The 17,751-nt window shown below is 71.7% G+C and carries 16 protein-coding genes; 10 read left to right on the top strand and 6 right to left on the bottom strand.

Annotated elements, in window-relative coordinates; genetic code table 11:
- Positions 1-107: 107 nt before the first annotated feature.
- The 3 genes from ddaH to ssgD form a co-directional block, all read right to left on the bottom strand.
- Positions 108-884, bottom strand: a complete 777-nt coding sequence (gene ddaH / locus ACZ5K7_RS13015) for a dimethylargininase (RefSeq protein ID WP_468913028.1) — start codon at positions 882-884, stop codon at positions 108-110.
- Positions 885-982: 98 nt separating this feature from the next.
- Positions 983-2,620, bottom strand: a complete 1,638-nt coding sequence (locus ACZ5K7_RS13010; protein WP_468913027.1) for an ABC-F family ATP-binding cassette domain-containing protein — start codon at positions 2,618-2,620, stop codon at positions 983-985.
- A 293-nt stretch (positions 2,621-2,913) separates the two neighbouring features.
- Complete coding sequence (gene ssgD, locus ACZ5K7_RS13005) at positions 2,914-3,330, bottom strand: spore wall synthesis regulator SsgD (RefSeq protein WP_468913026.1); 417 nt, start codon at positions 3,328-3,330, stop codon at positions 2,914-2,916.
- Between the two features lie 203 nt (positions 3,331-3,533).
- Between ssgD and ACZ5K7_RS13000 the strand changes: the two genes are divergently transcribed.
- From ACZ5K7_RS13000 to mmpA, 4 genes are all read left to right on the top strand, one after another.
- Complete coding sequence (locus ACZ5K7_RS13000; protein ID WP_468913024.1) at positions 3,534-4,637, top strand: WD40/YVTN/BNR-like repeat-containing protein; 1,104 nt, start codon at positions 3,534-3,536, stop codon at positions 4,635-4,637.
- A gap of 47 nt (positions 4,638-4,684) precedes the next feature.
- Complete coding sequence (locus ACZ5K7_RS12995) at positions 4,685-5,017, top strand: plasmid stabilization protein (RefSeq protein ID WP_468913023.1); 333 nt, start codon at positions 4,685-4,687, stop codon at positions 5,015-5,017.
- Positions 5,018-5,178: 161 nt separating this feature from the next.
- Complete coding sequence (locus ACZ5K7_RS12990; protein WP_351705449.1) at positions 5,179-5,868, top strand: endonuclease V; 690 nt, start codon at positions 5,179-5,181, stop codon at positions 5,866-5,868.
- Positions 5,869-5,930: 62 nt separating this feature from the next.
- Positions 5,931-6,077, top strand: a complete 147-nt coding sequence (mmpA, locus tag ACZ5K7_RS12985) for a morphogenic membrane protein MmpA (RefSeq protein WP_351705452.1) — start codon at positions 5,931-5,933, stop codon at positions 6,075-6,077.
- A gap of 16 nt (positions 6,078-6,093) precedes the next feature.
- Here the strand turns inward: mmpA and ACZ5K7_RS12980 are convergent, their stop codons facing one another.
- On the bottom strand, positions 6,094-7,272 hold the full coding sequence (locus ACZ5K7_RS12980) for a saccharopine dehydrogenase family protein (RefSeq protein ID WP_450973056.1): 1,179 nt from the start codon (positions 7,270-7,272) through the stop codon (positions 6,094-6,096).
- A 178-nt stretch (positions 7,273-7,450) separates the two neighbouring features.
- Between ACZ5K7_RS12980 and ACZ5K7_RS12975 the strand changes: the two genes are divergently transcribed.
- Genes ACZ5K7_RS12975 through ACZ5K7_RS12960 form a run of 4 tightly spaced genes read left to right on the top strand, consistent with a single transcriptional unit; the run spans position 7,451 to position 13,084 of the window.
- A complete protein-coding gene (locus ACZ5K7_RS12975; RefSeq protein ID WP_351705458.1) occupies positions 7,451-8,599 on the top strand; it encodes a CaiB/BaiF CoA transferase family protein in 1,149 nt (382 codons plus the stop codon).
- Entirely contained in the window at positions 8,599-9,612 is a 1,014-nt protein-coding gene (locus ACZ5K7_RS12970; RefSeq protein WP_450973055.1) for an LLM class F420-dependent oxidoreductase, read from the top strand. Before ACZ5K7_RS12975 ends, ACZ5K7_RS12970 begins: the two co-directional genes overlap by 1 nt.
- A 39-nt stretch (positions 9,613-9,651) precedes the next feature.
- The gene (locus ACZ5K7_RS12965) at positions 9,652-10,866 is read left to right on the top strand and encodes an acetyl-CoA C-acetyltransferase (protein WP_351705463.1); all 1,215 of its coding nucleotides are present in this window, start codon (positions 9,652-9,654) and stop codon (positions 10,864-10,866) included.
- A gap of 40 nt (positions 10,867-10,906) precedes the next feature.
- Positions 10,907-13,084 carry a 3-hydroxyacyl-CoA dehydrogenase NAD-binding domain-containing protein gene (locus ACZ5K7_RS12960; protein ID WP_351705466.1) on the top strand — a complete coding sequence of 726 codons (2,178 nt, stop codon included), beginning with the start codon at positions 10,907-10,909 and terminating at the stop codon, positions 13,082-13,084.
- Positions 13,085-13,153: 69 nt separating this feature from the next.
- On the opposite strand, the gene ACZ5K7_RS12955 is transcribed toward ACZ5K7_RS12960, so the two are convergent.
- Positions 13,154-13,879 (bottom strand): MerR family transcriptional regulator, encoded by a 726-nt coding sequence (locus tag ACZ5K7_RS12955; RefSeq protein ID WP_351705469.1) that lies wholly within the window; start codon positions 13,877-13,879, stop codon positions 13,154-13,156.
- A 264-nt stretch (positions 13,880-14,143) separates the two neighbouring features.
- Between ACZ5K7_RS12955 and ACZ5K7_RS12950 the strand changes: the two genes are divergently transcribed.
- Both ACZ5K7_RS12950 and ACZ5K7_RS12945 read left to right on the top strand, forming a co-directional pair.
- Positions 14,144-15,613 carry an amino acid permease gene (locus ACZ5K7_RS12950; protein WP_468913019.1) on the top strand — a complete coding sequence of 490 codons (1,470 nt, stop codon included), beginning with the start codon at positions 14,144-14,146 and terminating at the stop codon, positions 15,611-15,613.
- Positions 15,614-15,655: 42 nt separating this feature from the next.
- A complete protein-coding gene (locus ACZ5K7_RS12945; RefSeq protein WP_468913017.1) occupies positions 15,656-16,147 on the top strand; it encodes a macro domain-containing protein in 492 nt (163 codons plus the stop codon).
- A gap of 95 nt (positions 16,148-16,242) precedes the next feature.
- On the opposite strand, the gene ACZ5K7_RS12940 is transcribed toward ACZ5K7_RS12945, so the two are convergent.
- A complete protein-coding gene (locus tag ACZ5K7_RS12940; protein ID WP_351705478.1) occupies positions 16,243-17,727 on the bottom strand; it encodes a M1 family metallopeptidase in 1,485 nt (494 codons plus the stop codon).
- Positions 17,728-17,751 lie beyond the last annotated feature (24 nt).

Here is a 17,751-nt window from a genome sequence, read left to right as displayed (position 1 = left end):
GCCGTAAAGACCGCTGATCAGGTGCTGTGCTCAGGGCGAATCGGGACATGCCAAACACCCCCGGGACCCGCAGGTCCCAGGGCCGCAGGGATGAGTCGATCACCCGGTCAGACGTACAGCTCCCGCAGCCGCACCGAGAGGCACGTCACACATCCCTCGAGTTTCTCGAACTCGGAGATGTCCACCGTGACCACGTCGTGGCCGAGGTCGGTCAGCAGTTCCGTCGTCTTCGGGGCGCTCGACGACATCAGCAGCTTGCCGCCGCCCAGCAGCACCACATGGGCGCCCGCCTCCTCGGGCACCGCCAGGAAGCCCGGGAACAGCGAGGGCCGGTCCACGTTCGGGATGTGCCCCAGAATCGTTCCGTCGGGAAGCGCGGTCACCGCCGACTTCAGATGCAGCACCTTGCTCACCGGTACGGCGACCACCCGCGCGCCCAGCGGCTCGAACACCGCCCGCAGCTGCTGCACCCCGGCCGCGTTGGTGCGCCCGCCGCGGCCCACGTAGAGGGTGTCGCCGACCTTGAGGACGTCACCGCCCTCGAGCGTGCCCGGCTCCCAGATCCAGTTCACCGAGCAGCCGAGGCGGGCCACCGCCTCCTCGACCCCGGCGGTCTCCTCGCGCCGGGACTCGGCGCCGGGCCGGGTGATCAGCGCCACGTTCTTGTACATGACGACCGTGTCCTCGACGAAGACCGAGTCCGGGCAGTCGTCCTCCGCGTCGACCTCGACGGTCTCCCAGCCGTGCCCGCGCAGCGTCTCCGCGTACGCCTCCCACTGTTCCTGGGCGAGCTCGACGTCGACCTTCTCCCGCTCGATGTGCGTCACCAGACCTTCGGCGAGGCGCGGGCTGGGGCGGCGGATGAGGGCCTTCTTGCTGGGCACGACGGGTCTCCGGGGTCGGCGGTTCGGTCCGGCGCCCATTGTGCGGGCGCCGGACCGCCATCATGCAGGGCGGGTCCGTGTCGACAAAACCCCCGCCGTCAGGCTGTGCCCGTCCTGAGACGCGCCACCTCCTCCGGTGCGGTGCCCGTCAGCTCCCCGTCCGCCATCAGCAGCCAGCGGGTGATCCCGATCGACTCCAGGAAGGGAAGATCGTGACTGGCCACGATCAGGGCGCCCTGGTACGACTCCAGGGCAGTGGTGAGCTGCCGCACGCTCGCCATGTCCAGGTTGTTCGTCGGCTCGTCCAGCATCAGCAGCTGCGGGGCGGGCTCGGCCAGCAGCAGCGCGGCCAGCGCCGCCCGGAAGCGTTCGCCGCCGGAGAGCGTGGCCGCCCGCTGGTCGGCGCGGGCGCCCCGGAACAGGAAGCGGGCCAGCCGGGCCCGGACCCGGTTGTTGGTGGCGCCCGGCGCGAACCGGGCCACGTTCTCGGCCACGGTCAGCTCCCCGTCGAGGACGTCCAGCCGCTGCGGCAGGAAACGCAGCGGCACATGCGCGTGCGCCTCGCCCGCGACCGGCTCCAGCTCCCCGGCGATCGTGCGCAGCAGCGTCGTCTTGCCCGCTCCGTTGCGCCCGATCAACGCGATCCGCTCGGGCCCGCGCAGATCGAGGATCCCCTTCACCCGCGAGCCGTGCGCGAGCTCCAGATTCTCCAGCGTCAGCACGTTCCGGCCCGGCGGTACGGCCGTGTACGGCAGTTCGACGCGGATCTCGTCGTCGTCCCGTACCGCCTCCACCGCCTCGTCCAGCCGCTCCTTCGCCTCGCTCAGCCGTTCCTCGTGCATGATGCGGTGCTTGCCCGCGGACTCCTGTGCCGCCCGCTTGCGCGCCCCCATGACGATCTTCGGTTCGCGTTTCTGGTCGAACATCTTCTGTCCGTACCGCTTGCGGCGGGCCAGTTTGACCTGGGCGTCGGACAGTTCGCGTTTCTGCTTGCGGACGTCGGCCTCGGCGACCCGCACCATGCGCTCGGCCGCGTCCTGTTCGACGGCGAGAGCCTCCTCGTACGCCGAGAAGTTGCCGCCGTACCAGGTGACCTCCCCGGCACGCAGGTCGGCGATCTGGTCGACCAGGTCGAGGAGTTCACGGTCGTGGCTGACCACGATCAGCAGGCCCGGCCAGGACGCGACGGCCGCGTACAGCCGCTTGCGGGCATACAGGTCGAGGTTGTTGGTGGGCTCGTCGAGCAGCAGTACGTCCGGCCGGTCCAGGAGCAGCGCGGCCAGCCGCAGCAGCACCGACTCGCCGCCGGAGACCTCGCCGACGGTCCGGTCGAGTCCGATGTGACCGAGCCCGAGCTCGCCGAGCGTGACCAGGGCGCGCTCCTCCACGTCCCAGTCGTCGCCGAGCGTCTCGAAGTGCGCCTCGGACGCGTCGCCCGCCTCGATGGCGTGCAGCGCGGCCCGCCGGGCGGCGATGCCGAGCGTCTCGTCGACGCGCAGCGCGGTGTCGAGGGTGACGCTCTGCGGGAGGTACCCGACCTCGCCGGCCACCTTCACGGTGCCGTCGGACGGGGTGAGCTCACCCGCGATGAGCTTGAGAAGCGTGGATTTCCCTGATCCGTTGACGCCGACGAGACCGGTCCGGCCGGGGCCTACGGCGAGATCGAGGCCGTCGAGGACGGGGGAGCCGTCAGGCCAGGAGAAGGACAGGGACGTACAGGTGACGGAAGCAGACATGGGCGCCTCGCGGTTGCTTGCGGTGTCGGGGACAGACGCGTGTCGAGACACCGCGGGACAGCAGCCGAGGGGCCGGGGAAGGGATCCCGTGCCGGAGGACGGCTCGCACGCCGAGGTCGAACGCCACAGACACACCTCACGGGTGTGACGCGGTGTCTCGAGTCCTCAGACGAGCAACGTCCTTCTCCTATCGACGGCAACAGAACCGTCGTACAAGTTAGGAGGGCCCCAACGGGGTGTCAACGCAATTAACCGCGAGCCCGCCCGCCGGGCGACGGGCGCCACAGGCCGGCTCAGCAGGCGTCCCGCATCAGCTCGGCCAGGTCGTGGTCCAGGTCCAGCCGGAGGTGTTCGAGACCGGTGGGCACCATGTCACCGGTCGCCTCCAGGAACCGCTGGATCTCGCCCGTGCGCACATGGACGACAGCGGTGCCCTCGGGGGCGTGGAACTCCAGCACGGTCCGGTCGTAGCCGTACGGCCGCACCCGGACGTCCCCGTGGCCCTCCGGGGCGTGCAGGCCGGCCGCGAGCAGGTCGCGGGAGAACGTCCAGCAGACGTCGACGCCCTCCAGGGTGGCCGGGGCCGGGAAGGTCATACGGACGGCGAAGGGGTCCTCGCTGTCGTAGCAGAGACGGGCGGGAATGCTCGGCATACGCGGCGACGCGGCGACCAGGCGGGCCTCCACGGGCTGCTCGATGAGAGTGGACAAACCCTTGCTCCCTAGTGACGGCTGGACGAATTTGCGGACGTACAACACCTGGCACTGGAAGAGACGACGGAAGCGGCCGATCCGTGCACACGAAGTGCGAGTGACCTCGGTCACCGGGCTCATTCACACCTGGGGCTTACCTGGTCCTTGCGAAGGCGAGGCCCTCTGGACGGCGCCGGGACAGTGGGCTAACTTCCCGCGCCATGAGGCGCTTGGGGAGCACGCGGCGGGCAGGACGGACGGGACGTACGAGCCGGGCGGTGACGGTGGGGGTGGCGTGCGCGGCGGCGCTGGCCGCGCTGACCGGGGGTTCCGCGCACGCGGCGACACCCGCTCCGCACTGGGTGCTCAAGAACCCCGGCACACCGGACGTGCGGTTCCGCGGCCTGGCCGCCGTCGACCGCCACGCCGCCTGGCTGGCCGGCACGGCCGGCACCGTGCTGCGCACCACCGACGGCGGGACGACCTGGCGGAACGTCTCTCCGCCGGGCGCGGGCGACCTCCAGTTCCGGGACGTCGAGGCGTTCGACGCGCGCCGCGCGGTGGTGCTGGCCATCGGCGAGGGCGAGGCGTCCCGTGTCTACCGCACCGAGGACGGCGGGGCGACCTGGACCGAATCGTTCCGCAACACCGACCCCGCCGCCTTCTACGACTGCATGACCTTCTTCGACCACCGCCACGGCATCGCCATGAGCGACCCGGTGGACGGGAAGTTCCGCATCCTGGCCACCGGCGACGGCGGCCGCTCCTGGCGGGTACTGCCCAGCACCGGGATGCCGGCCGCCCTGGACGGCGAGGCCGGCTTCGCGGCCAGTGGCCAGTGCCTGGTCGCCGCCGGGCCGAAGGACGCCTGGCTGGCCACCGGAGGCGGCGCGCACGCGCGCGTGCTGCACTCCACCGACCGCGGACTGACCTGGACCGCCGCCGACACGCCCGTCCCGGCCGGCGACCCGGCCAAGGGCGTCTTCGCCCTCGCCTTCCGCGACCGCACCCACGGTCTGGCGGTCGGCGGCGACTACCGCCCCGACCAGCCCTCCCCGCAGGCGGCCGCGGTCACCCGCGACGGCGGCCGCACCTGGCAGCCCGCGACGACACCGCCGCCCGCCTACCGCTCCGGCGCGGCCTGGCTCCCGCACAGCCACACCGCCGCCCTCGCCGTCGGCCCCACCGGCACCGACCTGACCACCGACGGCGGCCGCACCTGGCGGACCGTCGACACCGGCTCCTACGACACCGTCGACTGCACCCCCGACCTCAGCTGCTGGGCGGCCGGTGAGCAGGGGCGGGTGGCACGTCTGGAGCGCTGACCCGCGGGTACCCGGTGGCGAGCACACCCACGAAGGGAGCGGTGGTCATGCCACGTGGATCCAGCCCCAAGCGGGAACGTCAGTACGAGCACATCAAGGACAGCGCGCTCGACCGGGGCGAGAGCGAACAGCGCGCCGAGGAGATCGCCGCGCGGACCGTCAACAAGGAACGCGCCCGCTCCGGCGAGGCCAAGACCGCCAGCCGTACGTCCCTCCAGGACATGTCCTCCGGCAGGCGCGGCGGCAAGCGCTCGCACAGCGGCGCCGCAGGCCCGACCTACGACCAGCTCTACGAAGAGGCCAAACAGCGCGGCATAGAGGGCCGCTCGGACATGAACAAGGCACAACTGCAACGCGCTCTGGACGCCAAGAAGAGCTGACCCGCCCCGCACGAGTGAGCCGGGCCGCACGCCGGGGTCGCGCTTCGGCCGGCACGCGCGCGTGGGCGGCGTCCTGCGCCGGGTCCTGACGGACCGCCGACGGATCATGGTCCGACCCGTCGCCGCACGCGCGCGTGGCGCGCCGTACGCTCGTGGCCACCATGACGACCGTACGCGTACCCGCGGGCTGGCCCGCCACCGAGGAAGCGGCCCTGGCCGTGCAGGACGAGCTGCGGGGGCGGGTGGTTCTCGACGAGCCGGGACCGGCGCCCGGCGCGGGCCATGTCACGGGGGTCGACGTGGCCTACGACGACGACCGGGACCTGGTCGCCGCGGCGGCCGTCGTGCTGGACGCGGCGACCCTGGAGCCCGTAGCCGAGGCCACCGCCGTCGGCCGGGTCTCCTTCCCGTACGTGCCCGGCCTGCTCGCCTTCCGTGAGATCCCCACCGTACGGGCCGCCCTGGACGCCCTGCCGTGTTCGCCGGGCCTGGTCGTCTGCGACGGCTACGGCCTCGCCCACCCGCGCCGCTTCGGCCTCGCCAGCCACCTCGGCGTCCTCACCGGCCTGCCCACCATCGGCGTCGCCAAGAACCCGTTCGCCTTCGCGTACGACGACCCGGACGCCCCGCGCGGCAGCCGGGCACCGCTCCTCGCCGGCACCGAGGAGGTCGGCCGCGCGCTGCGCACCCGGGACGGTGTCAAACCGGTGTTCGTCTCCGTCGGCCACCGGGTGAGCCTCGACAACGCCTGCGCCCACACGCTGGCGCTCACCCCGGAGTACCGCCTGCCCGAGACCACCCGCCGTGCGGACGCGCTGTGCCGCAGGGCACTGCGGGAGGCCCGGGCCTGAGTATCCGTACTGAGTACGCGTACGGATGTGGCGGCCCTGGTCCCCGGGGCAGGCTGGCCCGCATGACGACACACCGCACGCCCAAGCCCGTCGCCGACCCCGCCCAGCCCGTCGAGCGCGCCGTCAACGCGGCGCTCGTCCTCGCCGTGGTGGCCGGGTTCGCCTGGATCGTCGGGATGCTCTGCACCGTGGTGGCCTGGCAGTCCTGACCCGGGCCGGCGCCCGCTAGCGGGTCGCGGCCACCCGGAAGCCGATCCCGGCCGCCCGCAGCCGTTCGGTCAGCGCGTCTCCCATCGCCTGCGCGGTGGTGACCTGGCCGGCCGTCGCCGGCAGGTCGTCGAAGGCCAGGGACAGCGCGGCCTCGGCGAACATCTTCGCCGTCTCGCCGTAGCCGGGATCGCCGCCCGAGACCTCCGTGAAGACCCGCCGCCCGCCGCCCTCGCCGACGAACCGGACCCTGAACCAGCTGCGGGCCCGCTTCTCCGCGCCGGGCCCCTCGCCGGGCTTGAGGCGATCCGAGAGCCAGCGCCGGGCGGGCGGCAGCTGCGCGGCCGCGGCGACCGCGCCGACGGCCGCGACCCCGCCGAGCGCCACCGGAAGATGCGTGACGGCCGCGTAGTGCCGGTAGCGGAAGTCCGGGCCGTAGCGGTCCAGGGCCTTCGCCGAACGGCGCACGACCTGGGCGTCGATGGTGGGCAGCGGCAGCGCCCAGGCACCGATCTCCTTGGCGAAGCGCGGCGGCCCGGCGGGCGCGGTCGCCCGGCGGCTCAGCAGCCGGGGCTCGTGCCGGGCGCGGTCCCGGGCGGCGGCGATCATCTGCCGGGGGCGCGCGAACTGGTCGAGGACGGAGGCGAAGGTGCCTCCGGAGAAGGTCGCGTCGGCGGTCACGAAGCCGTCCACGGTCAGCGGCACGCCCTCGGGCAGCTGGCGGACCGTGAAGTACGCGCCCAGGTCGTGCGGGACCGAGTCGAAGCCGCAGGCGTGCACCAGGCGGGCCCCGGTCTCCCGCGCGCGTGCGTCGTGCCGTACGTACGTCAGGTCCACGAACTCGGGCTCCCCGCACAGGTCCAGGTAGTCCGCCCCGGTGTCCGCGCAGGCCGCGACCAGGTCCTCGCCGTAACGGCCGTACGGACCGACCGTCGTGGCCACCACGCGCGCGTTCTCCGCGAGAGCGCGGATGGTGGCGGGCTCGGCGACGTCGGCGCGCAGCAGCCCGACCTCCGTGCCGGCCGGCAGCCGCTCGCGCAGCGCCTCCAGCTTCCGCTCGTCCCGGGCCGCGACCGCCCAGCGCAGGCCCTGGGGCGCGTGCGCGGCGAGGTAGTCGGCGGTGAGCTCGCCGACGAAGCCGGTGGCCCCGAAGAGCACGATGTCGTAGGGACGGTCCGTCGTCTTCAGCCTGCTCATGACACCCCTCGGTCTTGCAACCCGCGCCGTTGTCGGTGGCTGAGGCTAGCGTGAGGAGTGCGGACGCACCCCCACCGGGTATCTTGACTAAGCGCTTGCTCGTCCACCCTTGTGCCCGGTGGAACGTGTTCCTAGCATCGTCGGTGTTACATCAGTTGTGTCAATGACTGGGGGCGGCATGACCACGGCAGGGACGCCAGGACACGGCCCGCTCTCCGGCGTGCGCGTGGTCGAGCTGGCCGGCATCGGACCGGGCCCGTTCGCCGCCATGCTCCTGGCCGACCTGGGAGCCGACGTGGTCCGCGTCGACCGGCCCGGCGGCCCGGGACTCGCCATCGACCCGGCGTACGACGTCACCAACCGCAACAAGCGCTCGGTGCTCGTCGACCTGAAGGCCCCGGACGGCCCGGCCCGCGTCCTCGACCTGGCCGAGCGCGCCGACATCCTCGTCGAGGGCTACCGCCCCGGTGTCGCCGAGCGCCTCGGCGTCGGCCCCGAGGACTGCCATGCCCGCAACCCCGGCCTGGTCTACGGCCGGATGACCGGCTGGGGCCAGGAGGGGCCGCTGGCCCACCGCGCGGGCCATGACATCGCCTACATCGCCGTCACCGGCACCCTCGGCATGATCGGCCGTCCCGACGAACCCCCGGCGGTCCCCGCCAACCTGCTCGGCGACTACGCGGGCGGCTCCCTCTACCTCGTCGTCGGCGTCCTGGCCGCGCTGCACCACGCGCGCGCGACCGGCACCGGCCAGGTCGTGGACGCGGCCATCGTGGACGGCACCGCACACCTCGCCGCGATGATCCACGGCATGGTGGCCGCCGGCGGCTGGCAGGACCGGCGCGCCGCCAACCTGCTGGACGGCGGCTGCCCGTACTACGGCACCTACGAGACCGCGGACGGCGGATACATGGCGGTGGGCGCCCTGGAGCCGCAGTTCTACGCCGAGTTCCTCCGGCTGCTGGGCGGCGTCGACGATCTGGCCGACGCCCGCAAGGACTGGACCCGCTGGAGCGAGCTGCGCGAGCGGGTCGCCGCCCGGTTCAAGGCCCGTACCCGCGAGGAATGGACGGCCGTCTTCGAGGGCTCCGACGCCTGCGTGGCCCCCGTGCTCTCCCTGGGCGAGGCCCCGCACCACCCCCATCTGGCCGCCCGCGGCACCTTCACCGACCACGGCGGCATCACCCAGCCGGCCCCCGCCCCCCGCTTCTCCTCGACCCCCACGGCCGTGCGCACCGCCCCCGCCCAGCCCGGCGCGGACACCGTCGAGGTGGCCCGTGACTGGGCCGTACCCGCCCTGCTCGACGACGACAAGGACGCCACCTGATGGAGCTCTCGACCTTCCTCGACTACGCGGGCGACCCGCGTGCCGCGGCGGACCAGGCGGCCGCGCTGGAGTCGGCGGGCCTGGACACGGTCTGGGTCGCGGAGGCCTACGGCTTCGACTCGCCCACCATCATGGGATACCTGGCCGCCCGTACCGAGCGGATGAAGATCGGCTCCGCAATCCTCAACGTGTACTCCCGCACTCCCGCTCTCATCGCCCAGACGGCCGCAGGCCTCGACGCGATCTCCGGCGGCCGCGCGATCATCGGGCTCGGCGCCTCCGGCCCGCAGGTGGTGGAGGGCTGGCACGGGAAGGCGTACGACAAGCCCCTCGGCCGCACCCGCGAGACCATCGAGCTGACCCGGCGGATCCTGCGCCGCGAGACCATCGACCACCACGGCATCACCGACATGCCCCGCCCCGGCGGCCTCGGCAAGCCCCTGAAGATCCTCACCAGGCCGGTCCGCCCCGCCGTCCCGCTGTACGTGGCCTCGCTCGGCCCCGCCAACGTCCGGATGACCGCCGAGATCGCCGACGGCTGGCTGCCCACCCTGTTCATCCCCGAGAAGGCACAGGACGTCTGGGGGACCCCGCTGGCGGAGGGCGCCGCCCGCCGCGACCCGGCCCTCGGACCGCTGGGGATCGTCGCCGGCGGCCTGCTCGCCATCGGCGAGGACGCCGCCGCCGCCCGCGACCTGGCCCGCCCCAGGATCGCCCTGTACGTCGGCGGCATGGGCGCCCCGGGCAAGAACTTCTACAACGACCTCGCCGTCGCCTACGGCTACGAGAAGGAGGCCCGGCTCATCCAGGAGCTGTACCTCGCCGGCCGCCACCGGGACGCGGCGGCCGCCGTACCGGACGAGTTCTGCGAGCTGATATCCCTGTGCGGCCCCGAGGGGTACGTCCGTGACCGCATCGCCGCCTTCCGCGAGGCGGGCGTGACCACGCTGGACGTGACCCCCGTCGGCCCGGACCCGGCCCGCCTGGTCGAGACCGTCAAGAACTGGCTCTGACCCCCCACCGCCCCCGAACCCTCGTTGAAAGGCTTGTCAGTGAGCACCGAAGCGTACGTGTACGACGCGATCCGCACCCCGCGCGGCCGCGGCAAGGCGAACGGCGCCCTGCACGGCACGAAGCCCATCGACCTGGTCGTGGGTCTCATCCACGAGATCCAGGGCCGTTTCCCGGGCCTGGACCCGGCCGCGATCGACGACATCGTGCTCGGTGTCGTCGGCCCGGTCGGCGACCAGGGCTCCGACATCGCGCGGATCGCCGCAATTGCCGCCGGACTGCCCGACACCGTCGCCGGCGTGCAGGAGAACCGCTTCTGCGCCTCGGGCCTGGAAGCCGTGAACATGGCCGCCGCCAAGGTCCGTTCGGGCTTCGAGGACCTCGTCCTCGCGGGCGGTGTCGAGTCCATGTCCCGGGTGCCGATGGCCTCCGACGGCGGCGCCTGGTTCAACGACCCGATGACCAACCTGGCCACCAACTTCGTGCCGCAGGGCATCGGCGCCGACCTGATCGCCACCATCGAGGGCTTCTCCCGGCGGGACGTCGACGAGTACGCGGCGCTCTCCCAGGAGCGGGCGGCGACGGCCGTGAAGGAGGGCCGTTTCGAGCGTTCCGTGGTCCCCGTGAAGGACCGCGCGGGCCTGGTCGTCCTCGACCACGACGAGCACCTGCGCCCCGGCACCACCGCCGACTCCCTCGCCAAGCTCAAGCCCTCCTTCGCCGACATCGGCGAACTGGGTGGTTTCGACGCGGTCGCCCTGCAGAAGTACCACTGGGTCGAGAAGATCGACCACGTCCACCACGCGGGCAACTCCTCCGGCATCGTCGACGGCGCCTCCCTGGTCGCCATCGGCTCGAAGGAGATCGGCGAGCGCTACGGCCTCACCCCCCGCGCGCGGATCATCGCGGCCGCCGTCTCCGGCTCCGAACCGACCATCATGCTCACCGGCCCCGCCCCCGCCACCCGCAAGGCGCTCGCCAAGGCCGGCCTCACCATCGACGACATCGACCTGGTCGAGATCAACGAGGCGTTCGCGGCGGTCGTGCTGCGCTTCGTCAAGGACATGGGCCTGTCCCTGGACAAGGTCAACGTCAACGGCGGCGCGATCGCACTGGGCCACCCGCTCGGCGCCACCGGTGCGATGATCCTCGGCTCCCTGGTGGACGAACTGGAGCGCCAGGACAAGCGCTACGGCCTCGCCACCCTCTGCGTGGGCGGCGGCATGGGCATCGCCACGATCGTCGAGCGCGTCTGAAAACCCCGGCGGAACCAAGAGACCTCACGGAGACCCTCACATGACCGAGAGCACCACCATCCGCTGGGAACAGGACGACACCGGCGTCGTCACCCTCGTCCTGGACGACCCCAACCAGTCCGCCAACACCATGAACGCGGCCTTCGTCGAGTCCCTCGCCGCGGTCGCCGACCGCCTGGAGGCCGAGCAGGACGCGATCCGGGGGATCATCTTCACCTCCGCCAAGAAGACCTTCTTCGCCGGCGGCGACCTGCGCGACCTCATCCGGGTCACCCCCGAGACCGCCCAGGACCTCTTCGACGGCGGCCTCGCCATCAAGCGCAATCTGCGCCGCATCGAGACCCTCGGCAAGCCCGTCGTCGCCGCCATCAACGGCGCGGCCCTCGGCGGCGGTTTCGAACTCGCCCTGGCCTGCCACCACCGCGTCGCCCTCGACACCCCCGGCACCAAGATCGGCTGCCCCGAGGTCACCCTCGGCCTGCTCCCGGGCGGCGGCGGAGTCGTCCGTACCGTGCGCCTGCTCGGCATCGCCGACGCGCTGCTGAAGGTCCTCCTCCAGGGCACCCAGTACAACGCCCGCCGGGCCCAGGAGAACGGCCTGGTCCACGAGGTGGCCGAGACGCCGGAGGAGCTGCTGGCCAAGGCCCGCGCCTTCATCGACGCCCACCCCGAGTCCCGGCAGCCCTGGGACACCCCGGGCTACCGGATCCCCGGCGGCACGCCCGCCAACCCGAAGTTCGCCGCCAACCTGCCCGCCTTCCCGGCGAGCCTGCGCAAGCAGACCAACAACGCCCCCTACCCGGCGCCGCGCCGCATCCTCGCCGCCGCCGTCGAGGGCAGCCAGGTCGACTTCGACAACGCCCAGGTCATCGAGGCCCGCTACTTCGTGGAGCTGGCCGCCGGGCAGATCTCGAAGAACATGATCCAGGCGTTCTTCTTCGACCTCCAGGCCGTCAACTCCGGCGCCAACCGGCCGAAGGGCGTCGAGCCCCGCAAGGTCACCAAGGTCGCCGTCCTCGGCGCGGGCATGATGGGCGCCGGCATCGCCTACTCCTGCGCCCGCGCGGGCATCGACGTCGTCCTCAAGGACGTCTCCGCCGAGGCCGCCCAGAAGGGCAAGGCCTACTCCGAGAAGCTGTGCGCCAAGGCCGTCGCCAAGGGCCGTACCAGCCAGGAGAAGGCGGACGCGCTGCTCGCCCGGATCACGCCCACCGCGGACCCGCAGGACCTCGCCGGCTGTGACGCGGTCATCGAGGCCGTCTTCGAGGACACCTCGCTCAAGCACAAGGTGTTCCAGGAGATCGAGGCGGTCGTCGCCCCAGACGCCCTGCTCTGCTCCAACACCTCCACGCTCCCCATCACCGCCCTCGCCGAGGGAGTGGAGCGCCAGGAGGACTTCATCGGCCTGCACTTCTTCTCGCCCGTCGACAAGATGCCGCTGGTCGAGATCATCAAGGGCGAGCGCACCGGCGACGAGGCCCTGGCCCGCGCCTTCGACCTGGTCCGGCAGATCAACAAGACGCCGATCGTCGTCAACGACTCGCGCGGCTTCTTCACCTCCCGGGTGATCGGCCACTTCATCAACGAGGGCGTCGCCATGGTCGGCGAGGGCATCGAGCCCGCCTCCGTCGAGCAGGCGGCGGCCCAGGCCGGCTACCCGGCCAAGGTGCTCTCCCTGATGGACGAGCTGACCCTCACCCTGCCGCAGAAGATCCGCCGCGAGTCGAAGCTGGCCGTCGAGGAGGCCGGCGGCACCTGGACCGCGCACCCGGCCGAGGCCGTCATCGACCGCATGGTCGACGAGTTCGGCCGCCCCGGCCGCAGCGGCGGCGCCGGTTTCTACGACTACGCCGAGGACGGCAAGCGTGCCGGGCTCTGGCCGGGCCTGCGCGAGCACTTCACGCGGCCGGGCCAGGAGATCCCGTTCCGGGACATGCAGGAGCGGATGCTCTTCGCCGAGGCGCTGGACACCGTCCGCCTCCTGGAGGAGGGCGTCCTGACCTCGGTCGCCGACGCCAACATCGGATCGCTCTTCGGCATCGGCTTCCCCGGCTGGACGGGCGGCGTCCTCCAGTACATCAACGGCTACGAAGGGGGCCTGCCCGGCTTCGTGGCCCGCGCCCGCGAACTCGCCGAGACCTACGGCGACCGCTTCACCCCGCCCGCCCTGCTGGTGGAGAAGGCGGACAAGGGGGAGACCTTCACCGACGGCCGCTGACGGGTCCGTTCCCCTCGGCGACACACCACAGGCCGGACGCCCGGGAGGCGTCCGGCCTGGTCCCCGCCCTCAGGAGGGCAGCTCGTCCTCCGGGCCGGCGAGCCACTGGTGCACCTCGTCCTTGAGCGAGCGCTGGAACGTCGTCAGGAGCGCCTGCACCACCAGCGGCTGCACATGGGCGGACAGGGACTTCACGTCCTGCTCGGTCCGCTCCGCCACCTCGGCCCGGAACAGTTGCGACAACGCGTGGGCGGCCGCACGCGAGTGCTCGATCAGTACCGTGCGCGCGGCCAGGATCGCCTTCTCGGACAGCGGTACGTCCAGCAGCTGCACGGCGAGCCGGAGCAGGCCCGGATCGATGCGGTAGCCGTCCCCGTCGGGCCGTACGACATCCATCGCGACGAGCCGCTCGACGTCCCCCTCGTCCAGCTGCCGCCCGGCCCGTCGCCGCAGCTCCCCGGCGGTCACCGTCTCCTCGGTGTCCGGGGCCCAGGAGGCCACCACGGCGCGGTGGACGGCCAGGTCGTGGTGGCTCAGCCCGGGCGGCAGCCGGTGCAGATAGCGTTCGATCGCCGCCAGCGTCATGCCCTGGTGCTGAAGCTCCTCGATGAGCGCCAGCCGGGCCAGGTGGTCGGGCCCGTAGTGGCCCACCCGGCGCGCGCCGATCACCGGCGGCGGAAGCAGCCCCTTGGTGCCGTAGAACCGGACCGTGCGGACCGTGGTGCCGGCCCGGGCGGCCAGTTCGTCGATCGTGAGCGCCGGCTCCCCGGACTCGCTGTCGGTGTCGGTCGTCATGCGGAGCAGTATCGCTGTCACAGCGGCACTGTGACACCAGGACGGGCGCGAGCCGCACGATCATCTGTTCAGCAGATCTTCACGCAGATGTCATGATCATAATCTTGTGAGAAGTGCCGCTCTGTGATCTGTGCCATCGCAAAGGCCCAGGTGGCCGGGGGAAGGTGGCCCCTTGGTCTGTGCCCACCACCCGAGCGCGCCGACCGAGTACGTCCGGACACCCGAGCGCGACCCGCTCGGGCGCACCAGAGAGTGGAACCACCTGTGAGCAAGAACGCCGTGGACACGGCACAGGCCGTCGCCACCCGGACCGACGCGGCCCAGGCGCCCGCGGACGCGGGCGACGCCGGCTACAGCAAGGACCTCAAGGCCCGGCACGTCAACATGATCGCCATCGGCGGCGCGATCGGTACCGGTCTCTTCCTCGGCGCCGGCGGACGCCTCCACAACGCGGGCCCGGCGCTCGCCCTCGCCTACCTGGTCTGCGGAATCTTCGCCTTCTTCGTCGTCCGCGCCCTCGGCGAGCTGGTCCTGTACCGCCCGTCGTCCGGATCCTTCGTGTCGTACGCGCGTGAGTTCCTCGGCGAGAAGGGGGCGTACGTCGCCGGCTGGATGTACTTCCTGAACTGGTCGACGACCGGCATCGCCGACATCACCGCGATCGCGCTCTACACGCACTACTGGAGCATGTTCACCAGCATCCCGCAGTGGACGCTCGCGCTGATCGCCCTGGCCGTGGTGCTGGCGGTGAACCTCATCTCGGTGAAGATCTTCGGCGAGATGGAGTTCTGGTTCGCGATCATCAAGGTCGCGACCCTGGTCGGCTTCATGCTGATCGGCATCTTCCTGCTGGCCACCCAGCACAAGGTCGACGGCCGGACCCCGGGCCTGAGCGTCATCGGCGACCACGGCGGTGTCCTCCCGCACGGCCTGATGCCGGTCGTCCTGGTCATGCAGGGCGTGATCTTCGCGTACGCGGCCCTGGAACTGGTCGGCGTGGCGGCGGGCGAGACCGCCCAGCCGGAGAAGGTCGTCCCCCGCGCGGTGAACTCGATCATGTGGCGGGTCGGCATCTTCTACGTCGGCTCGGTCGTCCTGCTGGCCCTGCTCCTGCCCGGCTCGGTGTACTCGGCCGACCAGAGTCCCTTCGTGACGGTCCTCTCCAAGATCGGTGTCTCGGGCGCCGGTGACGTCATGAACCTGGTGGTCCTGACCGCGGCGATGTCCTCCCTCAACTCCGGCCTCTACTCCACGGGCCGCATCCTGCGCTCCATGGCGGTGGCCGGCTCGGCCCCGAAGTTCACCGCCCGCATGAACCGCAGCCAGGTCCCCTACGGCGGCATCCTGCTGACCTGCGCGGTCTGCGTGCTCGGCGTCGGCCTGAACTACCTGATGCCCAGCCAGGCCTTCGAGATCGTGCTGAACGTCGCCTCCCTCGGCATCATCAGCACCTGGGTGATCATCATGCTCTGTCACCTGATCTTCGTCCGCCGTGCGAAGGCGGGCCTGGTCGACCGCCCCGCGTTCCGTCTCCGCTTCAGCCCGGTCACCGAGATCGCCACGATCGCCTTCCTGCTGGTCTGCCTCGGCATGATGTGGAAGGACCCGGAGGTGGGCCGCAAGACCCTCCTCCTCATCCCGGTCATCGCCGCACTGCTGGTGGCGGGCTGGTTCGGGGTCCGCCGCAGGGTCTTCCAGACGGCCGACAAGGAGCTGTCGCGGCTCACGGAGTAGCAGGTCGGTGCCCTTGTCAGTGGCATCGCCTACGGTGGCGTCATGTCGGAGATCACTTACATCCGGGGTGACGCCACCACGCCGTCGGGCAAGGGTGTCAAGGTGATCGCCCACGTCTGCAACGACCTGGGGGGTTGGGGGAAGGGCTTCGTCCTGGCGCTCTCGCGCCGCTGGCCGGAGCCGGAGAAGGCGTACCGTGCCTGGCACCGCGACCGCGCGAACAACGACTTCGGTCTGGGCGCGGTGCAACTGGTCCGCGTCGAGCGGTACATCTGGGTGGCCAACATGATCGGCCAGCGGGGGACCAGAACCGGCAGCAAGGGCGTGCCGGTCCGCTACGAGGCGATCGACACGGCCCTGGGCAAGCTGGCCGACGCGGCGATCGAACGCGGCGCCTCCGTCCACATGCCCCGCATCGGCTGCGGCCTGGCGGGCGGCAAGTGGTCCCGCGTGGAGCCGCTGATAGCGGAACGCCTGGTGGCCCGCCACATCCCGGTCACCGTCTACTCCTACGGCGATGACGCGCCCCTCTAGGGGCGCGGGGCTGCGTTCGATTTGCGGCTGCGCCGCGTGGGCGCGACCAGCCACGATCGACCCGCAGTCCCCGTACCACCGAACCCGGCAACCCCTCAGTGCACGTCGTTCGTCGCCTCGATCTTCTTCCAGGACCTCGGCTGAACAGGCGCCACGGTCCTCGCCGTCACCCCGGCCTTCGCCGCAGGCACCGCCGGCTTCGACGGCTCGAACAGCCATGCGTCGAACAACGCCGACAGCGACTTCCCCGACACCTTCTCGGCGTACCCCTCGAAGTCGGCCACGGACGCGTTCCCGTACGCGTGCTCCTTCGGCCACCCCTTGAGGATCGCGAAGAACGCGTCGTCCCCGACCGCGTTCCGCAACGCCTGGACCGCCAGCGCCCCCCGGTCGTAGACAGCGATGTCGAACTGGTCGTCGGGACCCGGATCCCCCGGCTTGACCGTCCAGAACGCGTCGTCGGCCGGATGCGACGCGTACACGTAGTCGGCGAGTTCCTGCGTCGTGCCCTCGCCCTCGTGCTCGGACCACAGCCACTGCGCGTAGCGGGCGAAGCCCTCGTTGAGCCAGATGTCCTTCCAGCCCTTGACGGAGACGTCGTCGCCGTACCACTGGTGCGCCAGTTCGTGCACCACCACGGAGGCGTTGGAGCCGTTCGCGAACTGCCTGGGGCTGTAGTACACGCGGGTCTGCGTCTCCAGCGCGTACCCCGTCGTCGTGTTCGGCACATACCCGCCGGCCGAGCTGAAGGGGTACGGCCCGAAGTAGCCGGAGAGCCAGTCGACGAGCTCCCCGGTGCGCTCCACGCTCGCCCGCGCCGCCCCGTCGTTGTCGCCGAGGTCCTTGCTGTAGGCGTTGACGACCGGCACCCCGCCCTCGGAGGTGCTCGTCGTGATGTCGAACTTCCCGACGGCCAGCGTGGTCAGATAGGTCGCCTGCGGCTTGTTCTGCCGCCAGTTGTAGCGGGTCCAGCCGCGCTGTGAACTCGTCGACTGGAGCAGGCCGTTGGAGATGACCTGGGTGCCGTCGGGGACGGCCACCGAGACGTCGTAGGTCGCCTTGTCCAGCGGGTGGTCGTTGCTCGGGTACCACCACCAGGCGGCTTCGGGCTCGTCCGCCGCGACCGCACCGTCGGGCGTGCGGTGCCAGGTGTTGAAGCCGTAGGCGCTCTTCGTGGACGGCACCCCGCTGTAGCGGACGACGACCGTGACCTGCGTGCCCTTCGCCAGCGGCGACTTCGGGGTGACGACCAGTTCGTGCTGGCCGGACGTGGTGAAGTCCGCCTTCGCCCCGTTGACCCGCACCTCGCTCACGTCGAGGAGGAAGTCCAGGTCGAAGCTGGACAGATCCTGCGTGGTCCGCGCCAGGATCGTCGCCGTACCGGCCAGTTCGTCGGTGGCCGGCTGGTACTGCAGACGCAGATCGTAGTGGGAGACGTCGTAACCGCCGTTGCCGTAGTACGGGTAGTAGGGGTCGCCGATGCCCGGCGCGCCGGGGCTGTAGCTCGCGGCCGATGCCGGGATCGCCAGCAGGAGGGAGGCCGCCGCGAGTGCGCCCGGCGCGAGGATGCTGCGGTGCAAGAGAACTCCAGGTCGGTAGGGGGC

Source organism: Streptomyces sp. NPDC031497, assembly GCF_055580905.1.
The sequence above is the reverse complement of the archived record's forward strand: the minus strand, read 5'-3'. Positions and strand labels throughout refer to the sequence as shown.